We start from the raw sequence: 18,769 nt of genomic DNA, 5'->3' as shown, positions 1-18,769 counted from the left end.
TTTCCCTGCTGGTGCGGTAGATAATTACTTGGCTGAGGCTTGGGAAATTCCTTCTAATATTACCATTGGGGCTTTCCGAGCTCCTCGCTCAAACTTCAACGCTGCGGCCGAACAGTCGTTTTTAGACGAAGTAGCCGAAGCAATGGGCAAAGACCCAATCGCCTTCCGTCTGGATTTATTGAAACGTGCCAAAGAAAATCCAGTAGGCAAAAACAACGAATACGATGCCGACCGCTACGCTGGCGTATTGGAATTGCTTAGAGAAAAATCGGGCTGGGACAAACCCGAAAATAAAGGTAAAAAGCGTGGTGTAGCCGCTTATTTTTGTCATGCTTCTTACGCTGGTCATGTGGTGGATATAGTCATGCGTGACGGTCAGCCCTATGTTGAAAAAGTAACCAGTGCCATTGATTGCGGTATTGTCGTAAACCCCGATGCCGCCAAAAACATGGTACAAGGAGCAGTTGTAGACGGAATCGGTAATGCGTTTTACGGGGCATTGACCCACAAAAACGGAGCAGCCGAACAAAGTAATTTCCATAATTATCGCATCATTCGTCATAACGAAGCACCCAAGGAAATAGACGTTCATTTTGTACAAAACAACATCGACCCAACGGGTCTTGGCGAGCCACCTTTCCCTCCTGTGTTCGGGGCTGTTGCCAATGCTTTGTATAAATCTACTGGTAAAAGGTATTACAATCAGCCATTTATGTCAGAAGGAACTAAAATCTAAAATACTCTTTTCCCCAAAAAGCCCCTTTTGTTTAGCTAAAAGCTATCAGAAGGGGCTTATTTTTTGTACAATCATCATCGTATATTTTAAGTAGGTAGGTAAAAATCGTTTTCCTGTTTTAGGCTTTAAGCATTTAGCCAAAAAACAAAATACACGTTTTAGAAAATTCAATAATATTTTATTTACCTAATGCTTTCAATAAAATATGCTCAATTATTTACTTCGTGGTAAAGTCATATTTACTTTTATTATTTTTCATCTATCATTTTTTCCCTGTACTTTTATTGTATCTTTTTGATAAATTAACCTTTTAAAAAGGTTAATCTTGACGAATTTTCTCAGTACAAAATGTATTTATCTATGAAAAAAGTACTTATCTCGCTGCTGTTGTTTACTTCGGTTGCTGTGGCATTTTTTGCATTCAGACCTAAAAAACAGAAAAAACCTAATATCGTATTCATCATGTCTGACGACCATGCTTATCAAGCAATCTCGGCTTATGACAAACGCCTCACCAAAACGCCCAACATTGATAGAATCGCTAAGGAAGGAATGCTTTTTACCAATGCTTGCGTTACTAATTCAATTTGTGCCCCTTCTCGTGCCGTAATTCTTACAGGAAAACACAGTCATATCAACGGTAAAATTGATAACTACTTTCCTTTTGATAGTACTAATATTACATTTCCACAAATACTTCAAGCAAATGGTTATCAAACAGCGATGTTTGGGAAATTACATTTTGGGAACAATCCTAAAGGTTTTGATGAATTTCAAATTTTGCCCGACCAAGGCGATTATTATAACCCCGACTTTATCACAAAAAAAGAAGGTAGAAAAAAACTATTGGGTTATGTAACTGATATTATTACTGACCTGACTATCAATTGGTTGAAAAATGAAAGAGACGAAGATAAACCTTTCTTTTTAGCCTATTTACACAAAGCTCCTCATAGAGAATGGTTGCCTGCTCAACGCCATTTTAAGGAGTACTTACAAAAAACTTTTCCAGAACCTACTACGCTTTTTGATAATTGTGAAGGCAGAGGAAGGGCTTCAAAAGAAGCAGAAATGAACTTGCTAACGCACATGAATTGGGCGGGTGATTCAAAAGTATTTCCCGAAAATATGCAAAAATTGGGTATCAAAGAATCGCATCCTTACGACATCCGTTTTTATAATAATACTGTCGGAAGAATGAACCCCGAACAAAGAAAAGCTTGGGACGAAGCATACGGAAAAATGAATGATGAGTTTGTGAAGAAGTACCCGACAATGACAGAAAAGGAAAAAATGCAATGGCGTTATCAGCGATATATGCAAGATTATCTGGCTTGTATTGCTTCTGTGGACGATGGCGTAGGAAAAGTATTAGATTTTTTGAAACAAAATAATTTAGAAGAAAACACGATTGTTGTTTATACTTCTGACCAAGGTTTTTACTTGGGCGAGCATGGTTGGTTCGACAAGCGTTTTATTTTTGATGAATCTTTCAAAACGCCACTTTTAGTAAAATGGCCAACGGTTATTAAACCCGGTTCAAAAAATACAAAAATGGTGCAGAACCTCGACTTCGCTCAAACTTTCCTTGAAGCCGCTGGCATCAAAGCCCCAAGCGATATGCAAGGCGAAAGTTTGATTCCGATTTTTAAAGGAAATGGTAATAAATTTAGAGATGCCGCCTATTATCATTATTACGAATATCCAAGTGTTCACATGGTGAAACGTCATTATGGCATCGTTACTGAAAAATATAAACTCGTTCACTTTTATTACGACATCGACGAGTGGGAACTGTACGACCGCATCAACGATAAAAACGAAATGAAAAATGTTTATAACGACCCCAAGTATGCGGCGGTTAAGAAAGAATTACATCAAAAATTGGCTCAACTTCGGGTAAAGTATAAAGACTCGGAAACACTTGATAAAAAGTACATTGAAAAATACAAAGAATTGGAAGGGAGCGGCAAAATCTTCAAATAGGTTTCAAATCAGTTATTTATTGTAAGGCAATCTTTGCGTTTGCCTTACAATAAAATCTCCAAAAACTTCATTTGTCTAAATCAGCTACACGGCACTATAATTCCCTGCCCAAAATATCGGTATAAAATGGAGTTTTTCGTTAATTCCAAAAGGAGCATTTGAAAAAATAATAGCTTTAGTAATGTGCGGATGATGTTCTAATAAATAATGTAAACTTTTTAAAGAACCACTTCTCCCCGACTTTACTTCTATCGGTATAATTTGTCCTTCACGAACAATAATAAAATCTACTTCTGCACTACTGCCCGGGCTGGTTCTTGCCCAATAACAAAGCTCATCTTTTTGATTAGCAATCATTTGCTGTGCTACAAACTGCTCTGCCAACATGCCATTGAAAGCCGCCGAAAGGTTCTTTTTCAAGTAAATATCTTGAAATGACAATTTACTTTTTCGTAACAACAAACCAATATCAAGGTGAAACAATTTGAACTGTTTGCCCGAAGGCGTAAGTGGCAAACCCGTAATCGAAACATTCTGAACGGCATTCAATAAACGAGCGGTGCGTAATACTTCAACCCCTTTTTTGATAGTCGGACTTGAAAAACGTTCTGACAAATGCGTATAAATAATCTGATTACTTATCAGCAAGGCACTTTTTTCTAAAATATCATTCAGTGCGTCGCCATCTACTGTAGGCTTATACTTTTTGAAATCCTGCTCGTAAGCGTACAATAAATTATCTTGAATCGCCTGTACTTCATTGAGGTTTTGACTATCCACAAAACATTGCACACATTCGGGCATTCCGCCGACCACGAAGTAATTATTCAGTTCATCATTTAAAATATTACTAACGATTTCGGGTAAAATACTTGGTTTTTCTTTGAGAAAATTAGCCACAGTTTCTCGTTTTCTTGCCAATAGAAACTCGTAGAATGTCATGGGCGAAAGACTCATTACTTCTACTCGTCCAACAGGAAAAGGCTGATTTCTAAATTCAAAATCTAATAATGAGCCTGCCGCAATCAAATGCAAAGCGGGCTTATCTTCATAAAAATATCGCAAACTCCCCAAAGCGTCAGCACAAGCCTGAATCTCATCAAAAAAAAGTAAGTCATTTTCAGGGTCAATCTTGATTCCTAAAGCAAATTCTAACTCTAAAAGTATTCTATTGACATCAAAATTGGTTTTAAAAATGATGTGTAAATCTCTTCTTTTTTCAAAATTGATGGTGATGACTTTTCCAGAAAAATAGCTTTCACCAAATTTTTGAACCAACCAAGATTTACCCACTTGTCTTGCTCCGTTCAAAACGAGTGGTTTTCTGGTGGACTTCGTTTTCCAATTGGCTAACTCATTTATTTTTTCTCTAAACATAGCATTAATTTTCAGACCTATTTGTTGAGTAAAGATAAACAATTTTACAATTATGGTTATTATTTTGCACTATTAATTTAAAATAATAACCATAATTATATACTTAACATTTAATATTGATAAGAAATGCTATTAAAAAATAAACTATATCACAGTTTTTGTAGTTTTTCAAGAAAAACATAATGCCACACTTAGTAAAATCTATTCTCCAAGAGATTGATAGTTAAATTCTTATGTGTAAATTTGTTTTGACTTAAAATCTAAATTATAAATATTGTTCTTTCATTATGTATTTTCTACGATTATGTTTAATATTATTGCTTGTTATTAATTCTGCTTGTAAAAAAACTCAAGAATCAACGTCGAAAGGAAAAGTATTTATTGAAAACAATAACGGTAAATATATCCTCAAAAGAAACGGCAAACCTTTTGTCATAAAGGGAGTAGCAGGTTATTCAAACTTGGAGGCATTAAAAAATGCAGGCGGAAACACCATTCGTACTTGGGATACTACCAACCTCGATGGAATTCTAAGTGAAGCTCAAGCCCTCAACCTTGCGGTTGTGGTTGGTTTACCTATGCCTAATATCAGCATAGAAGCGAATTTTTATCAAAATCCTCAAAAAGTACAAAGCCAGTATCAGGCTTATTCCAAACTCATTAATCGCTACAAAAACCACCCAGCAGTATTATTTTGGTGCTTGGGAAACGAACTTGCTTTTCCACAAAGGCTTCAATTCAACGCATTTTATCAGAGTTTCAATAATTTGGTGGAGATGATTCACCGAGAAGACCCCAACCATTTGGTAACCACCACAGTAGTTAATATTCAACCCAGAACTATCCTCAATATCAAACTCAGGACAGAGGTAGATTTTATCTCTGTGAATATTTTCGGAAGACTCAAGTATTTAGCTCAAGATCTTAAAAATTTACAGTGGCTTTGGGACGGTCCTTTTTTGATTACAGAATGGGGAATTGATGGCCCTTGGGGCGATGCCAACCAAACGGTTTGGGGTTCGTACATCGAAAATACCAGTACCAAAAAAGCGGAACAATATTTATCAATTTATCAGCAATATATGCCCGTGGACAATCCAAGGTTTTTGGGTTCACTGGCTTTTTATTGGGGACAAAAACAAGAATATACACCTACTTGGTTTAGTCTTTTTGCCGAAAATGGAGCAGCCGCAGAAACCGTAGGAACGATGCAAAAAATTTGGACTAATCAGTATCCAAAAATCAACCCTCCTAAAATCAAATATATGTTGGTAGATAAAAAGGGGGCAAAAGATAATATTTTGTTTACACCCAATAAAAGCATTGAAGCACAGGTATTTATGGATGATAAAAAACTGGATGGCTTAACTTTTTCTTGGGAAATTTTACCAGAAGATTGGCTTCGAGTAAACGATACTTTTAATGATAAAAAACCAAAGGCAATCAATGATTTATTGATAGAACAACACGAAAATCATTACGTTTTCAGAACACCAAAAAAAGAAGGGCCGTATCGTATCTACGTTAGAGTTTATGACCAAAATGGCTTATTTGCCAGTGCTAATACACCCTTTTATGTAGTTGAAAAATGAAAGAAAACCACACGATAAAACCGCCAACCAAATTCGAAAACTTTTCACTCAGAACGATGATTATCATCGGGCTGGGAAGTATCATCTATTTTTTGTACCCGTTTTTGAATAAAAACGTCATTGAAAACCCATATCTATTTGCCTTACTTTTATTTTCCTTGATTTTTACTTGTCTAAAAATCATTTATGAATGGTATCACTACTTCAATATTAGCATTTTGCCTAAGCCTGTTGCTACCAAAACTTATACCGTAGATATTTTTACTACTTTTTGCAAAGGCGAACCTTATGAAATGATTGTAGAAACCCTTGAAGCCCTACAAGCCATTACTTATCCGCATACAACTTATCTTTGTGATGAAGCTGATGACGCTTATTTAAAAGAAGTATGTAAAAAATTAGGCGTAAAACACATCACCAGAATTGAAAAAGTAGATGCCAAAGCTGGTAATATCAATAATGCCCTCAAGTACTCAAATGGTGAATTATGTTTGGTACTCGACCCCGACCACGTAGCTCCTCCCAATTTTTTAGATGAAGTTGTGGCTTATTTTGATAATCCAGCCATTGGTTTTGTACAAGTTGTGCAAGCCTACTACAACCAAGCAGACGGATGGGTAGCCAAAGGAGCAGCACAACAAACGTATCATTTTTACGGGCCAATGATGATGACCATGAACAAGTACGGAACTGTACCTGCTATTGGAGCAAATTGTGTTTTTCGTAGAACAGCCTTAGAGTCTATCGGAGGGCATGCAGCGGGCTTGGCTGAGGATATGCACACTGCCATGCAGCTACACGCCAAAGGTTGGAAATCGGTATTTGTGCCTTCAATGCTTACCAGAGGGCTTGTGCCATCTACTTTGTCTGCTTATTACAAACAACAATTGAAATGGTCGAGAGGCGTATTTGAATTATTATTTGTGACCTATCCAAAGCTATTTAAGCAATTTACCTTGCGTCAAAAAATTCATTATGGTACTATTCCATTATTTTATCTTTCTGGACTTATCTTTTCTATCAATCTTTTTTTACCTGTTTTCTCACTGTTTACACAAGAATTTCCTGTAAAAATTGATTTCTCTACTTTTTCACTTCATACTTTTCCATTCGTTTTGTCGATTATTCTCATTCGGCATTATGTACAAAAATGGGTGATTGATGATAGCGAAAGAGGCTTTCACTTGATTGGTGGTATTTTACTGATTGGTACTTGGTGGGTTTTTAATTTGGGTTTCATTTATACTCTTATCCGAAAAGATGTCCCATACATTCCTACCGAAAAAGGGAATAAAATTGGCAATAATTTTATTCTCAATATTCCCAATTTATGCGTTTTACTGATTTCTATTAGCTCTATTATTTATGGACTTCATTGCGACTGGAATCCCTTTTCGTTAATTATGTCTGGGATTACTTGCTTTAATATTCTATTTTTTGTGCTGATAATTCTGGGTAGCGAGCAAAATCGTATTAAAGCATGGATTAACAGCTATCATTTTTCTAAAATATTTTATCAAAAACTTTCAGAATTTAGGGTTGAATTTTGGCTATTACGAAGAAAAACCTACGCCAACGTTCGCAGTGTCAGCTTGTTGATTTTGCTACTTTTCACTGGTATAAATTTGTATTTAAAGCAAATGCCAAACGAGCTTTCAAATGAAAATATAAGTACTATCAACACGATAAAAAATCCATTTTTATCAGGAATTTTTGCACCCAAACATACAGATGGCTTGTCGTCGCTACAACTTGTGCAAGAATATCAAAAGAAATCTAATGCCCATTTTGATATTATTTCCTTTTATATTCCTTGGGGCGAGCAGGAAAATTGCTTTGTTTCAATCCCACAAATGGATTCCGTGTATAGCAATCATTCAATTCCAATGATTACTTGGGAACCTTGGCAAAGTCTTTTTCAAGAAGCGAATACTTTCGGGGAAAAAAAGGTTTTTGAGCATATTCTTGCAGGAAAATTCGATACTTATATCGAAACTTTTGCCCTACAAGTCAAGCAACTCGACCGTCCTGTTTTTCTACGTTTTGCTCATGAAATGGACAATCCATTTTATCCGTGGTCGGCAAAAGGTGAAAATTCGCCAGAAGATTTTAAAAATGCTTGGCGTTATTTGGTTCAAAAATTCAAAAAACTACAAGTAAATAATGTCATTTGGGTTTGGAATCCGTGGAAAGCTACCGCCATGAAAAGCTATTTTCCGGGTAAATCGTCTGTGGATTGGATTGGCATAACAGCCCTAAATTACGATACTTACAACCCACAAAAACGCTCTTATTCCTTTCAAGAAATCTATCAGCCATTTCAGCAAGATAGTATTTTGAAAGCGAATATTCCTGTGATGATTACGGAAATGGCCTCGCTCAATAACCAAGAAGTTTGGTTGAAAAAAGCCATTGAAGACATCAAAACGAAATTTCCTGCTATAAAAGCTTACGTAATTTTTAATTCTGGCGTAGATAAAAATTTACCTAATGGTTCAGTTGGTTTACTGGATTGGCGAGTAAAAAATATGCCGAAAATCAAAGCAGGATTATCTCGAAAACATTTGGCAATCATTTCTAATAAAACCAAAAATCTTCCTTCGGTCATTCAACTGGATAGCAGTAAAATGTTTGTCGGACAGCAAGGTGTAAATTACTTGAAGGCAAATAATTGGTCGAAAAATTTAGAACCACTTACCAAAAAAGTTATTGAAAATGATTTTTCAATGATGAAATCCGTAGGCATCAATACGGTAAAATTTATTGGAGGAAATATTTATGATTACAACCTACTGACGGTAGCACAAGAGCAAAAACTAAAAGTACATTTTAGTTTTTGGCTTCCCGAACAATTACGTTATGTAAACAATAAACGGGAATTGATACGCCTAAAAGTGAAAATTCTTGAAACGATTCGTAAGTACAAAGCCAATACTGAGATAGTTTCTTGGAACATAGCCAATAATACTTTGCCTACACTTGAACAGCATTTTTACAAACCAGCTTTACTCTATCAGGAAAAAGCCTACTTTGAATTTCTTCATTCGTTGATAAAAGAAATCAAGAAAATTGATACGCAACGCCCTGTGTCTTTGGATGTACCTCTAAGCGAAGGTATTGACGAAAAAATGAAGCAAATCAAACAGGAAGTACCTGAAATTGATGTTTTTGGACTGATTTTTTCGGATAAATTTGATGCACAAAAGCAAATCAGCCGTATTGAATTGCCCTACTTTTTTAGTTCGGCAAATCCAGCGGCTTATCTAAAAATCAAGCAAAAAAGCGTAGGCGTAATGATAGAAAATTGGCAAGACCAACAAAATGCCGACCTCGTTACATTTAATGGTTTGAAAGACGAAAAAGGACGCAACAAAGAAGTATTGCAGAGTTTAAGTAAAATTTGGAAAGGAAACGTACAAGTATCTCGTTTCCCCAAAATAAAAATCCTGCGTCCTGCTCTTACTACTTTTGCCAATGATATTTTACCTTATCAAGCACTTGTTTTTGATAATGAAAATTGGCATTTGGCTGAATATTTCAACACAGGTTTAAGTTTTGAATGGTATTTGGTAGAAACAAACGCCAACGGAATAGCCATAAAAAAACAATTTGTTGGAACAGGTGCATCCATTAAAGTACAAATGCCTGCTGATGTTTCACGCTATAAATTGCTATTAGTAGCCATAAAAGCTGATAATATTACTACTACTGAATCTATTTTGAATATTCCACTTTAATTAGTGATTGGAAAAAGTGATTGGTAATTAGTATTTGATAAGCTTTAGGCTATAAGCCGTAGGCAATAGGCAAAATGTTTGTTTTCTAATAAAAGTCTTTTGCTTATTGCTTACAGCATATTGCCTAAAGCCGTAGGTAGGCAATAGGCAAAATGTTTGTTTTCTAATAAAAATTCTTTTGCTTACAGCCTATTGCCTAAAGCATTGCCATTTATTTAATGCTGTCTGATAACTTACATAAATCAAAAACATAGTTTAAATCGTATTCATTACTTAAATCATACTGTGAAAAAAATACTTATTTCAAGCGTAATATTGGGACTTGTACTTGCTTTGGGAGGTTTATGGATAGCCCGAAAAAGCATTATATCTACTTATGAAGACGACCTAAGTAAACGATTTTATGAGCCGATACTTGGATTTTACGATAAAACAGGGACAGTTAAAAAGGAGGTTTTCCCTGTAAAACATTTTACCATTACTTGGAAAAATACAGGACTTTGGTTTGACAATACGGCTTTAGCCAAGACTTTAAGCGGTGACACGGCTGTTTTTTTTACAATAGAAACGTGGAGTAAAAACAGCATTTTTTCGAGAGCTGACCAGAATGTCATTGAAAAAGTGCTTACAGGAGAATTTGACCAAAAAACAAAAGAATTGGCTCAGATTTTATCGAAAACGAACAAGCCTGTTTTTGTTCGTTGGAATCCTGCAATGGAATTGCCCGAGTATCAGTACCCTTGGCAATTTCAGTCGCCACCTGCTTATATTAAAGCATTCAATCATTTTGCAACACAATTAAAAAAGGAAGCACCCAACGTAAAAATCGTTTGGGGGCCAGCAGGTTATGCAGGAGATTCAGAATATTGGCCCGGCGAAAAATTGGTAGATTGTATCAGCATTACTTTATCCGAAAAAAAGCAAATGGATTCTGTATCATTTCATCAAGCCATTCTTCGTGAAATCAAAGAAAAATTACACCGAATGAGGTTTATGAATAAACCCATTATAATACTTGGGGCAAAAGAAAAAATGCCTTTTGCCTTTCAACAGTCATGGATTCAGGAAGGGACTAAGGATGAAAGAATTTTCACAAATACCATTTATTCAAGCCAGAATTTTGTGCCAGATTCGGTAACAAAACCTAAACGTTCAAAAATGATTTTAGGGGTTTATGACCCACTTGAAAAATTAACACAATTGCCTGCCTTGCAAGTAGAGCATCTTTTTACCGATTGGGGCGAAATCCAAAAAGGAGAAATTCATAAGAAAATTCAGGCAGTTGTTGCTCGAAAACATGACATCATTCTAACCGTAGAACCTTGGAAAGATGTAAAAAAAATGAACGACCCCGATGTACTTCAAAACGTTTTGAAAGGACAATACGACTCAGAAATCAATATGCTGTACGAACTTATTGAGAAAACACCTCAAAAGGTTTACTTACGTTGGGCTCACGAAATGGAAATCCCGATTCATCGCTATACTTGGCAAAGTCAAGACCCCGTCGTGTACATCAATGCCTATCGCTATTTTATGCTTTTTCGGAAAAACAAACCTAAAAATATTCTTCGTGTTTGGGGACCAGCAGGCGATAGAGGTTCAATAGATTGGTGGCCCGGCGATGATGTGGTTGACTTTATCAGCTTCGCCATTTACGGTTTGCCCGATAAAAATATTACAGACTATCAAAAGCAAGAGCTATTTAGCGATATTTTCAATCGTAAATTTTACAGAATGCGTTTTGCCAATAAGCCTATTTTTATCACCGAATTTGGCGTAAAAGGCCCAAAAAATTATCAAAATCGCTGGATGCAAAATGCGGCGGAAACCCTAAAAAACAATAAAAATGTGTTTGGAGTAAGTTACTTCAATCAGCACGATACGCCAGATGCTTGGGGAAAAATTAAAGCTCCAGATTGGAGTATCGACGCCACTACTTTTCAAAATTTTTACACACATTTAGAATAAAAATAGCTGTACGTAGTCAGAGGTTTTGTAGTCAAAAACAACATTTCATGAATTTGACAAGTAATGAGTTTTCGGTAAGCACAATTTCATCTGTTTGATTTTTGTAAGTTAATATTTGATAACTGTTTAGAGTATAGTCGTGATTCTGTCTAATTTTGCAGCCAGAAAAGATTAAATCAATCTGAATTGCATACAATACTGTAATTCTTGAGGTTTTTGAGAAGACAGTAAAAACACAGTCATCAATATTATGAATAATCAGTGGAAAATATACTTACTTACAATTGTTTGTTTTTTTACAGGAACATCCGAATTTGTGATAGTGGGTGTATTAGATGAAATTTCAAAATCTGCCAATATAACTATCTCACAGGCAGGACAATTAATCGCTGTTTTTGCCATTACTTCTGCTATTGGTACACCCATTAGCATCTTTTATTTGCGGGCTTTGAATCAGCAAAAAATCATCATGTTAGCCCTGTTGTTGATTATCATAGGCTCTGTTTTACTCTCTATTGCTCCAAATTATTCATTGATGATTTTATCAAGAATTATCATGGCATTGGGTGTAGGTTTATTTAATGTACAATGTTTTCTTGTAGCGACTAAATTAGTTTCACCCGAAAAAAGAGCCTCTGCCATTGGTACAGTAACCATCGGTTTCAACGCAGCCTTGATTTTAGGCTTGCCGATGGGAAGAATCATTACAGCAATGTTTGGTTGGAAAGCCATTTTCTGGATATTAGCCCTTTTTTGCTTTGCCTCTATGGCATTAGTTTACAAATTTATCCCAGCCTTTGAAGTAGAAAAACCCACTCCATTCAAAAAGCAATTAAGTGCAATCAAAAACACCAAAATTGTATTAAGTATGGGGATTTCGCTGTTTTGGATTTTAGGATATGCTACTTATTATACTTTTATCACGCCTTATTTACGACAAGTATCACTCCTGAGCGAACAATTACTAAGCCCAACTTTATTGGCTTTTGGCATAGCCACACTGATTGGCAACAGATTAGGCGGTTACTTAGGTGACAAATTTGGGATTCCTCAAGTCATTTTGATTTGTATGTTATTAAATACCGCTTCAATTCTAACATTATCTATGCTAAAAGGTACGCCATTACTCATCATTCCTGCCCTTATGACTTGGGCTTTGGCAGCTTGGGCACCAGGCCCCCTTCTTAGATATAATGTCATTTCATTAAGCAGCGAAGAACCGGGCGTAATATTAAGTTTGTACAATTCTCTGATACAAGTGGGTGTAGCAGCAGGTGCTGGTCTGGGAGGTATTGTTATTAACCATCTACCCATTATTTCTCTTAGCTACACGGCAGCCATGTTGGTATTTATTAGTTCAGTCATTACCTTTTTCTTCATAAAGAGTAAGAAGTATGGGATTGGTCAATAAAATGATGTATTCCAAATGTGAATAATTATTTCCCTCCGTTTATAGTTGATGGTTAGTTGATTACTTGCTTTACTTTCATAAGTATTCTTTAAAATGCTACATACTTTCCTGATTTAATAGTTCTACCCACAAAGTATTTACTTCTAAAAGTCCGAACAGTAAAAATGGTAATCAAAACCGTAAAATGGATAAAATCTATTTGAGCAAGACTGTATAGTTTTGAAGAAAATTTCAAACTATTAGAACAGATGCCAAATACTATTTTCCCATTGGGAAATCCGCTCCCAAACGATTGGTTTACGGGTGAGGCATTTCTGATGCCATTGCTCGCACAAGACCATAACCATGATTTTTCTGCTGGAAGTGTAACGTTTCAAGTTGGGGCAAGAACCAACTGGCATACTCACCCGAAAGGACAAGTACTTATCGTGATTGATGGCGAAGGTTTTTATCAGGAAAAAGGAAAGCCAGCTCGTAAAATTGTGAAAGGCGAAGTCGTAAACATTCCTGAAAATATAGAACATTGGCACGGTGCAACCGCCACTACTGCCATGACGCATATTGCCATTACTAATTTCAAAGACGGCGTACAAGTCACTTGGTTGCAAGCGGTATCTGATGAAGAGTTTACGCAAGTCAATTTATGAAAATTCCTATTTCTTAAATCCTAAATCTTATGAGACAATTCTTGTTTGCCAGTCCTTTGGTACTGAGTATCCTTGCCAGCATCGTCGCTTGCGATAAAAGTAGCACATTAATCAACGATATAGAACCCATGCCACAAGATTCAAGCACTACGGTAGTTCCGAGTAGTAATACCCTTGCCATAAGCGTTGGCAACCAAGTATTCACTGCTACACTTTTAGACAATCCTACGGCAAAGGCTTTTAAAGCCTTATTGCCCTTGTCGATTGATATGATAGAACTCAATGCCAACGAAAAGTACGCCAGTTTGCCCAGCAATTTACCCATCAATCCAAGCGTCCCTGCCAGTATTCAGGTAGGCGATTTGATGATGTACGGCTCTAATACCTTGGTCTTGTTTTATCAATCATTTTCAAGCACTTACAGTTATACCAAACTGGGTACAATCAACAATATTACGGGACTTACTACGGCTTTGGGCAAGGGAAATGTAAAAGTTCATTTTGAAATTAAGTAAAAAATCACACAACATGAGTACAACAAACATTAACGCTTATGGTGCGGAGTCTGCTATTGCACCATTGCAAAACCTTAACATTACAAGAAGAACGCCAACGCCACACGATGTACAAATCGAGATTTTATACTGCGGTATTTGTCATTCCGACTTACACGCTGTACACAACGATTGGGGTGGAACTGTATATCCGATTGTTCCGGGCCATGAAATTGTGGGGCGAGTTACCAAAGTCGGCGACCATGTAACAAAGTTCAAAGTCGGAGATTTGGCTGGCGTAGGCTGTATTGTGGACAGTTGCCGTGAGTGCGACCACTGTCACGATGGCAACGAGCAGTTTTGTGACAATGGCTGGACGGTCGTTTTCAATGCACCTGATAGAAAACATGGCGGTATTACCTACGGTGGTTTTTCAGAAAGTATTGTCGTAGATGAAAATTACGTAGTACATGTACCCGAAACATTAGATTTGTCAAGTGCCGCCCCTATTTTGTGTGCAGGCATTACGGTGTATTCGCCTTTAAAACATTGGGGAGCTGGCGAAGGAAAAAATATCGGTATCATCGGAATTGGTGGTTTGGGGCATTTGGCGATCAAAATTGCGAAGGCAATGGGGGCTTTTGTCACTGTTTTTACCACAAATCAAGCAAAAGCCGACGATGCCAAACGTTTGGGAGCTGATGCCGTAGTACTTTCGACTGATGCCGAACAAATGAAAAACTGTCCGAAACAAAATATGATTTTAGACACCGTTTCTGCCAAACATGATGTAAATACTTATTTGAATTTACTCAAAGTAGATGGCTCTTTGGTGATGGTTGGGCTACCCAATCAACCTTTAGAAATTGGGGCATTCAACGTTGTAAACGGTCGCAAAAGCTTTTCGGGGTCGAATATCGGAGGCATTGCCGAAACCCAAGAAGTATTAGACTTCTGTGCTGCCCACGGCATCACCGCCGACATCGAACTCATTACCATAGCTCAAATTAATGAAGCTTTTACAAGGCTTGAAAAAGGCGATGTGCATTATCGCTTTGTGATAGATATGGCTTCGTTGAAGTAACAAAACATCAAGTAAGGCTGTTAAATTGTGCGTTTTGTAGGTAGAATATTTATTTCAAAAATCACCATTTAGCACCCTTACTTGTGCTAATATTATTTTTTAGTAACACTATCCTTAAATCTGTACAAATAAGGAGCTTTATTAGCAGCACCCGTAAATTTCTTTTCCAAACGTTCTAATACGTTAAACTCCAGAATTTTCTTCTGAAAGTTGGTTCTAACATAAGTTCTTTCAAAAATAGTTTCGTAGATTTCTTGTACATCGGCAATCGTAAACTTTTCGGGTAATAAATTAAACACATTTAATTTTTCATCAATATCCTTGCGGAGCGTTTGGAGTGCTTTTTCTAAAATTTCGTTATGATCCATTACCATAGGTGGAATTTCATCAATATTGTACCATTCTATCGACTCATCAAGTATGCTCTTCTGTGGCACTACTTTGTTTATATCCACTAAAGCATAATAACCGATTGAGATAAATCTTTGCGTAAGCCACTTGTAATCAATTGATTGCTCAAAATTCTTGTCAGATTCTTTCAAAGTCTCGTAATTAATGTCTTTCAAACGATTGATAAATTCTTTACTATTTCTATTGGCTCTCCCAAATACTTGAAATTGCTCTAAATAAATACCTTTAATACTGGTTCTTTCACAAAGTATTCTTTGGGCTGCTTGGTCAACGTCTTCATCTTGTAGAACAAAACCACTGGGTAATACCCAAAAATCCCCTTTGTACAAAAGTTTGGGAATTAATACTTTCAATTGTCTTTCTTGATAACCAAAAATCACACAATCAATAGATACCTGATTGATATAGTTTTGTTGACTTAAATTTAACCACCTTGTAGATGCCGACTCATCTTGTTTTATTTCATTTTTCATTTTTATAGTTTCAATACTTTTAGGTTATTATTTTTCTACATTTTTCAGTTCAAGCCCCTCTCCTACTCTTTACAAAGTTAAAATATGTTATCAGAAGTTTTCTTACTTGTTATCTTTTGTATTTGTGTGACATGATTTGTCTGAAATACCTCATTTCTTTTGAGTAGTATGGGTTGCAAAATTGTTGATTGGGGTTTCGGACTTATCGAATAGTTTTAAAATTTTCATAAAGTACCTATTCCTCATAATGAATTTCATTTATTCAACAGGTATTTATCCAAGTAAAAATATATTTTATATTGTATAAATAAATATACAATATAAAATAATAGTATAACTTTGTATTAAAATAATCAAATAAAAGAAGAAAATCATGTTAGTAGCCCATAAAACCATTATCGTTACTGGTGCAGGAAGTGGCATCGGACGAGAATTGACCTTACAATTACTGCGAAAAAATGCCAATGTGGTTGGCATTGATATTAACATCAATGCTCTGGATGAAACTCAAAAAATAGCCAACGTTGGTGATGACCGTTTCAAGGGTTTTGCTTTAGACATTACTGATAGAGCCAAAGTGGAAGCACTACCCCATGAAATCTTGAAGCACTTTGAAGCAGTGGATGGAATTATCAATAATGCAGGAATTATCCAGAAATTTATAAAAGTCAACGACCTGAGTATTGAAGATATTTATCGAGTTATGAATGTCAATTTTTACGGAACGGTGTATTTTACAAAGGCTTTTCTTCCTTTATTTTTAGAACGTCCAGAAGCACATATCGTGAATATTTCGAGCATGGGCGGTTTTATTCCTTTCCCAAAACAGACTATTTACGGAGCGGCTAAAGCGGCTGTGAAAATATTTACAGAAGGTCTTTATGCCGAATTGAAGGATACACACGTAAGCGTTACGGTAGTGCATCCCGGAGCGATTGCCACCAATATTACCGAAAACTCAGGTTTGGATAAACCAAAAGTGGACTTATCAGACCCAAAAAATACAGCCGAAGCTGCTAAAATGACCCTTTCGCCAGTCAGAGCTGCTGAAATAATCATTCAAGCCATGGAACAAAATAAGTATAGAGTAACCGTTGGCAAAGACGCAACTCTCATGGATTATCTCTATCGTTTTAATCCAAAATTTGCTACGGATTTTATTCAGAAGCAAATGGCAAAATTAAGAATCTAATCATACTATTTAGCGTAAATGTTTACTCATTAATCCCATACAAAATCATGAAAATTAAACCGTTTTTCTTGAGCATAAGTATGTTATCTGTACTTGCTTTTTCTTCTTTTGCTCAAAACTCAGAAAGTTCAACGACAAAGACTATCAACTTGAAACAGATGAGTTTAATTGGGCAGGTGGACGAACGTTATCAATCCTTTAATGTAGAAATGTGTGAAGTAATTGGGGGTGATTTCTGGATTCCTTATAATTTGATTGATTCTGTCAGAAAAGTATCTAAAAAAACTGGGTTTGCTGCCTTGAAATGGAAGATTGAACCAATCAATTTATATGAAAAAAAACTTAGAAACTTAGCTACCGCTTTAGGGCCAACTTATGTACGAGTAAGTGGAACTTGGGCAAATGCAATTTATTTTCAAGATAACGACGACATCCCTTTAGCCAATCCGCCAGCAGGTTTTAAAAATATCCTTACTCGTAGCCAGTGGAAAGGAGTTGTCGATTTTTGTAAAGCCGTTGATGGTAAATTGGTAAGTTCATTTCCCATCAGTGAAGGTGTCAGGGATAAAGATGGCAATTGGTCGCCGAAAAATGTAAAATCAATCATGGATTACACCAAGTCAATCGGTGGCGAAATTGTGGCAGCAGAAATGTTTAACGAACCCTCACACGCCAATCATGGCGATGCACCCAAAGGCTATAATGGAGAAACCTACGCAAAGGATTTTTCAGTATTTGAATCTTTCGTCAAAAAAGAGTTTCCAGCCATGAAGATTTTAGGCCCTGGTTCTACTGGCGAAGGTGGTATTTTGCCTTCTGGTTTAGATATTCCTATTGATAAAATATTGGGAGCTTCGCCCAAACCAACTTTTGAAGTTTTTACTTATCATTACTATGGAACAGTTTCACAACGCTGCATGGGCGGGCAAAAACCTGCTATGGCATTATCAAATGAATGGTTGAGTAAAACAGAAAAAGGTCTTGAATTTTATCAGAATATGAGAGATAAATATATGCCTAATACGCCAATATGGTTGACCGAAACAGCCGAAACGGCTTGCGGGGGTAATCCGATGGCGGCTACTTATATTGATACTTTTCGCTATTTAGAACAATTAGGGCGACTTGCCAAAAAAGGCGTACAAGTAGTTATGCACAATACTTTGGCTCGAAGCGAATACGCTTTACTCGACCACGATACGCATACGCCAAGACCTAACTATTGGGCTGCATTATTATGGAATAAATTGATGGGAACACAAGTATATGATGCTGGTACATCAACGAATGGTGTAGATATTTTCACCCATAATTTAAAAGGAAAATCAGAGGGTAGAGCCGTTTTAGTAGTAAATACAAATGATACAGTAGCTTCCATTGAGATACCTTCAAACGGAAAACTCTACTTATTGACAGCCGATGAACTACTTAGCAAAAAAGTGAAACTCAACGGAAAAGAACTTAGCCTTACAGATGACGATACCATTCCAGCCATTAAAGGAACTTCTCTAAAAAAAGGAAAGATACAATTGCCAGCTCAGAGTATTGCTTTTCTGACTTTTACAAAAATATAAAAATTTGATTTCGATAATAGACTGTAAATAAGCCTATTAAATGTAATTTCTCAACAAAATTACAGTGATTTTTTGAAAATTAAA

Annotated in this window: 13 protein-coding genes; 11 read left to right on the top strand and 2 right to left on the bottom strand. The window is 36.3% G+C overall.

The window, feature by feature from the left end:
* Both VB248_RS21245 and VB248_RS21240 read left to right on the top strand, forming a co-directional pair.
* Positions 1–736 (top strand): molybdopterin cofactor-binding domain-containing protein (locus tag VB248_RS21245; protein ID WP_323298849.1); only part of this gene is annotated, 736 nt, incomplete at its 5' end.
* A 360-nt stretch (positions 737–1,096) separates the two neighbouring features.
* Positions 1,097–2,722, top strand: coding sequence for a sulfatase family protein (locus VB248_RS21240; protein WP_323298848.1), 1,626 nt, complete (start codon positions 1,097–1,099; stop codon positions 2,720–2,722).
* 84 nt (positions 2,723–2,806) lie between these two features.
* Here VB248_RS21240 and VB248_RS21235 read toward each other — a convergent pair whose 3' ends face one another.
* Complete coding sequence (locus tag VB248_RS21235) at positions 2,807–4,099, bottom strand: ATP-binding protein (protein ID WP_323298847.1); 1,293 nt, start codon at positions 4,097–4,099, stop codon at positions 2,807–2,809.
* Between the two features lie 317 nt (positions 4,100–4,416).
* Between VB248_RS21235 and VB248_RS21230 the strand changes: the two genes are divergently transcribed.
* The 7 genes from VB248_RS21230 to VB248_RS21200 all read left to right on the top strand — a co-directional run bounded on the left by VB248_RS21230 (position 4,417) and on the right by VB248_RS21200 (position 15,035).
* A complete protein-coding gene (locus VB248_RS21230; protein ID WP_323298846.1) occupies positions 4,417–5,691 on the top strand; it encodes a glycoside hydrolase family 2 TIM barrel-domain containing protein in 1,275 nt (424 codons plus the stop codon).
* The gene (locus VB248_RS21225) at positions 5,688–9,428 is read left to right on the top strand and encodes a glycosyltransferase family 2 protein (protein WP_323298845.1); all 3,741 of its coding nucleotides are present in this window, start codon (positions 5,688–5,690) and stop codon (positions 9,426–9,428) included. Before VB248_RS21230 ends, VB248_RS21225 begins: the two co-directional genes overlap by 4 nt.
* A 285-nt stretch (positions 9,429–9,713) precedes the next feature.
* The gene (locus VB248_RS21220) at positions 9,714–11,399 is read left to right on the top strand and encodes a glycoside hydrolase family 26 protein (RefSeq protein ID WP_323298844.1); all 1,686 of its coding nucleotides are present in this window, start codon (positions 9,714–9,716) and stop codon (positions 11,397–11,399) included.
* A 250-nt stretch (positions 11,400–11,649) separates the two neighbouring features.
* Positions 11,650–12,810, top strand: a complete 1,161-nt coding sequence (locus tag VB248_RS21215) for an MFS transporter (protein WP_323298843.1) — start codon at positions 11,650–11,652, stop codon at positions 12,808–12,810.
* Between the two features lie 248 nt (positions 12,811–13,058).
* On the top strand, positions 13,059–13,457 hold the full coding sequence (locus VB248_RS21210) for a (R)-mandelonitrile lyase (protein ID WP_323298842.1): 399 nt from the start codon (positions 13,059–13,061) through the stop codon (positions 13,455–13,457).
* 29 nt (positions 13,458–13,486) lie between these two features.
* Positions 13,487–13,972, top strand: coding sequence for a cyclophilin-like fold protein (locus VB248_RS21205; RefSeq protein ID WP_323298841.1), 486 nt, complete (start codon positions 13,487–13,489; stop codon positions 13,970–13,972).
* 13 nt (positions 13,973–13,985) lie between these two features.
* Complete coding sequence (locus tag VB248_RS21200; RefSeq protein WP_323298840.1) at positions 13,986–15,035, top strand: NAD(P)-dependent alcohol dehydrogenase; 1,050 nt, start codon at positions 13,986–13,988, stop codon at positions 15,033–15,035.
* Between the two features lie 92 nt (positions 15,036–15,127).
* On the opposite strand, the gene VB248_RS21195 is transcribed toward VB248_RS21200, so the two are convergent.
* Positions 15,128–15,919 (bottom strand): NUDIX hydrolase, encoded by a 792-nt coding sequence (locus VB248_RS21195; protein ID WP_323298839.1) that lies wholly within the window; start codon positions 15,917–15,919, stop codon positions 15,128–15,130.
* A gap of 373 nt (positions 15,920–16,292) precedes the next feature.
* Here VB248_RS21195 and VB248_RS21190 point away from each other — a divergent pair, with 373 nt between their 5' ends.
* Together VB248_RS21190 and VB248_RS21185 are read left to right on the top strand one after the other, a co-directional pair.
* Complete coding sequence (locus VB248_RS21190; RefSeq protein ID WP_323298838.1) at positions 16,293–17,111, top strand: SDR family NAD(P)-dependent oxidoreductase; 819 nt, start codon at positions 16,293–16,295, stop codon at positions 17,109–17,111.
* 47 nt (positions 17,112–17,158) lie between these two features.
* Positions 17,159–18,685 carry a hypothetical protein gene (locus VB248_RS21185; protein ID WP_323298837.1) on the top strand — a complete coding sequence of 509 codons (1,527 nt, stop codon included), beginning with the start codon at positions 17,159–17,161 and terminating at the stop codon, positions 18,683–18,685.
* Positions 18,686–18,769: the final 84 nt, after the last annotated feature.

Origin of the sequence: Arcicella rigui, assembly GCF_034929435.1 — a bacterium.
Lineage (GTDB): Bacteria > Bacteroidota > Bacteroidia > Cytophagales > Spirosomataceae > Arcicella > Arcicella rigui.
The sequence above is the reverse complement of the archived record's forward strand: the minus strand, read 5'-3'. Positions and strand labels throughout refer to the sequence as shown.

What these genes read in the sequence shown, in the direction of transcription:
- VB248_RS21235 (WP_323298847.1), bottom strand. Translation starts at nt 4,099, where the DNA reads ATGTTTAGAGAAAAAATAAATGAGTTAGCCAATTGGAAAACGAAGTCC.
- VB248_RS21190 (WP_323298838.1), top strand. Translation starts at nt 16,293, where the DNA reads ATGTTAGTAGCCCATAAAACCATTATCGTTACTGGTGCAGGAAGTGGC.
- VB248_RS21200 (WP_323298840.1), top strand. Translation starts at nt 13,986, where the DNA reads ATGAGTACAACAAACATTAACGCTTATGGTGCGGAGTCTGCTATTGCA.
- VB248_RS21195 (WP_323298839.1), bottom strand. Translation starts at nt 15,919, where the DNA reads ATGAAAAATGAAATAAAACAAGATGAGTCGGCATCTACAAGGTGGTTA.
- VB248_RS21210 (WP_323298842.1), top strand. Translation starts at nt 13,059, where the DNA reads ATGCCAAATACTATTTTCCCATTGGGAAATCCGCTCCCAAACGATTGG.
- VB248_RS21215 (WP_323298843.1), top strand. Translation starts at nt 11,650, where the DNA reads ATGAATAATCAGTGGAAAATATACTTACTTACAATTGTTTGTTTTTTT.
- VB248_RS21185 (WP_323298837.1), top strand. Translation starts at nt 17,159, where the DNA reads ATGAAAATTAAACCGTTTTTCTTGAGCATAAGTATGTTATCTGTACTT.
- VB248_RS21240 (WP_323298848.1), top strand. Translation starts at nt 1,097, where the DNA reads ATGAAAAAAGTACTTATCTCGCTGCTGTTGTTTACTTCGGTTGCTGTG.
- VB248_RS21205 (WP_323298841.1), top strand. Translation starts at nt 13,487, where the DNA reads ATGAGACAATTCTTGTTTGCCAGTCCTTTGGTACTGAGTATCCTTGCC.
- VB248_RS21225 (WP_323298845.1), top strand. Translation starts at nt 5,688, where the DNA reads ATGAAAGAAAACCACACGATAAAACCGCCAACCAAATTCGAAAACTTT.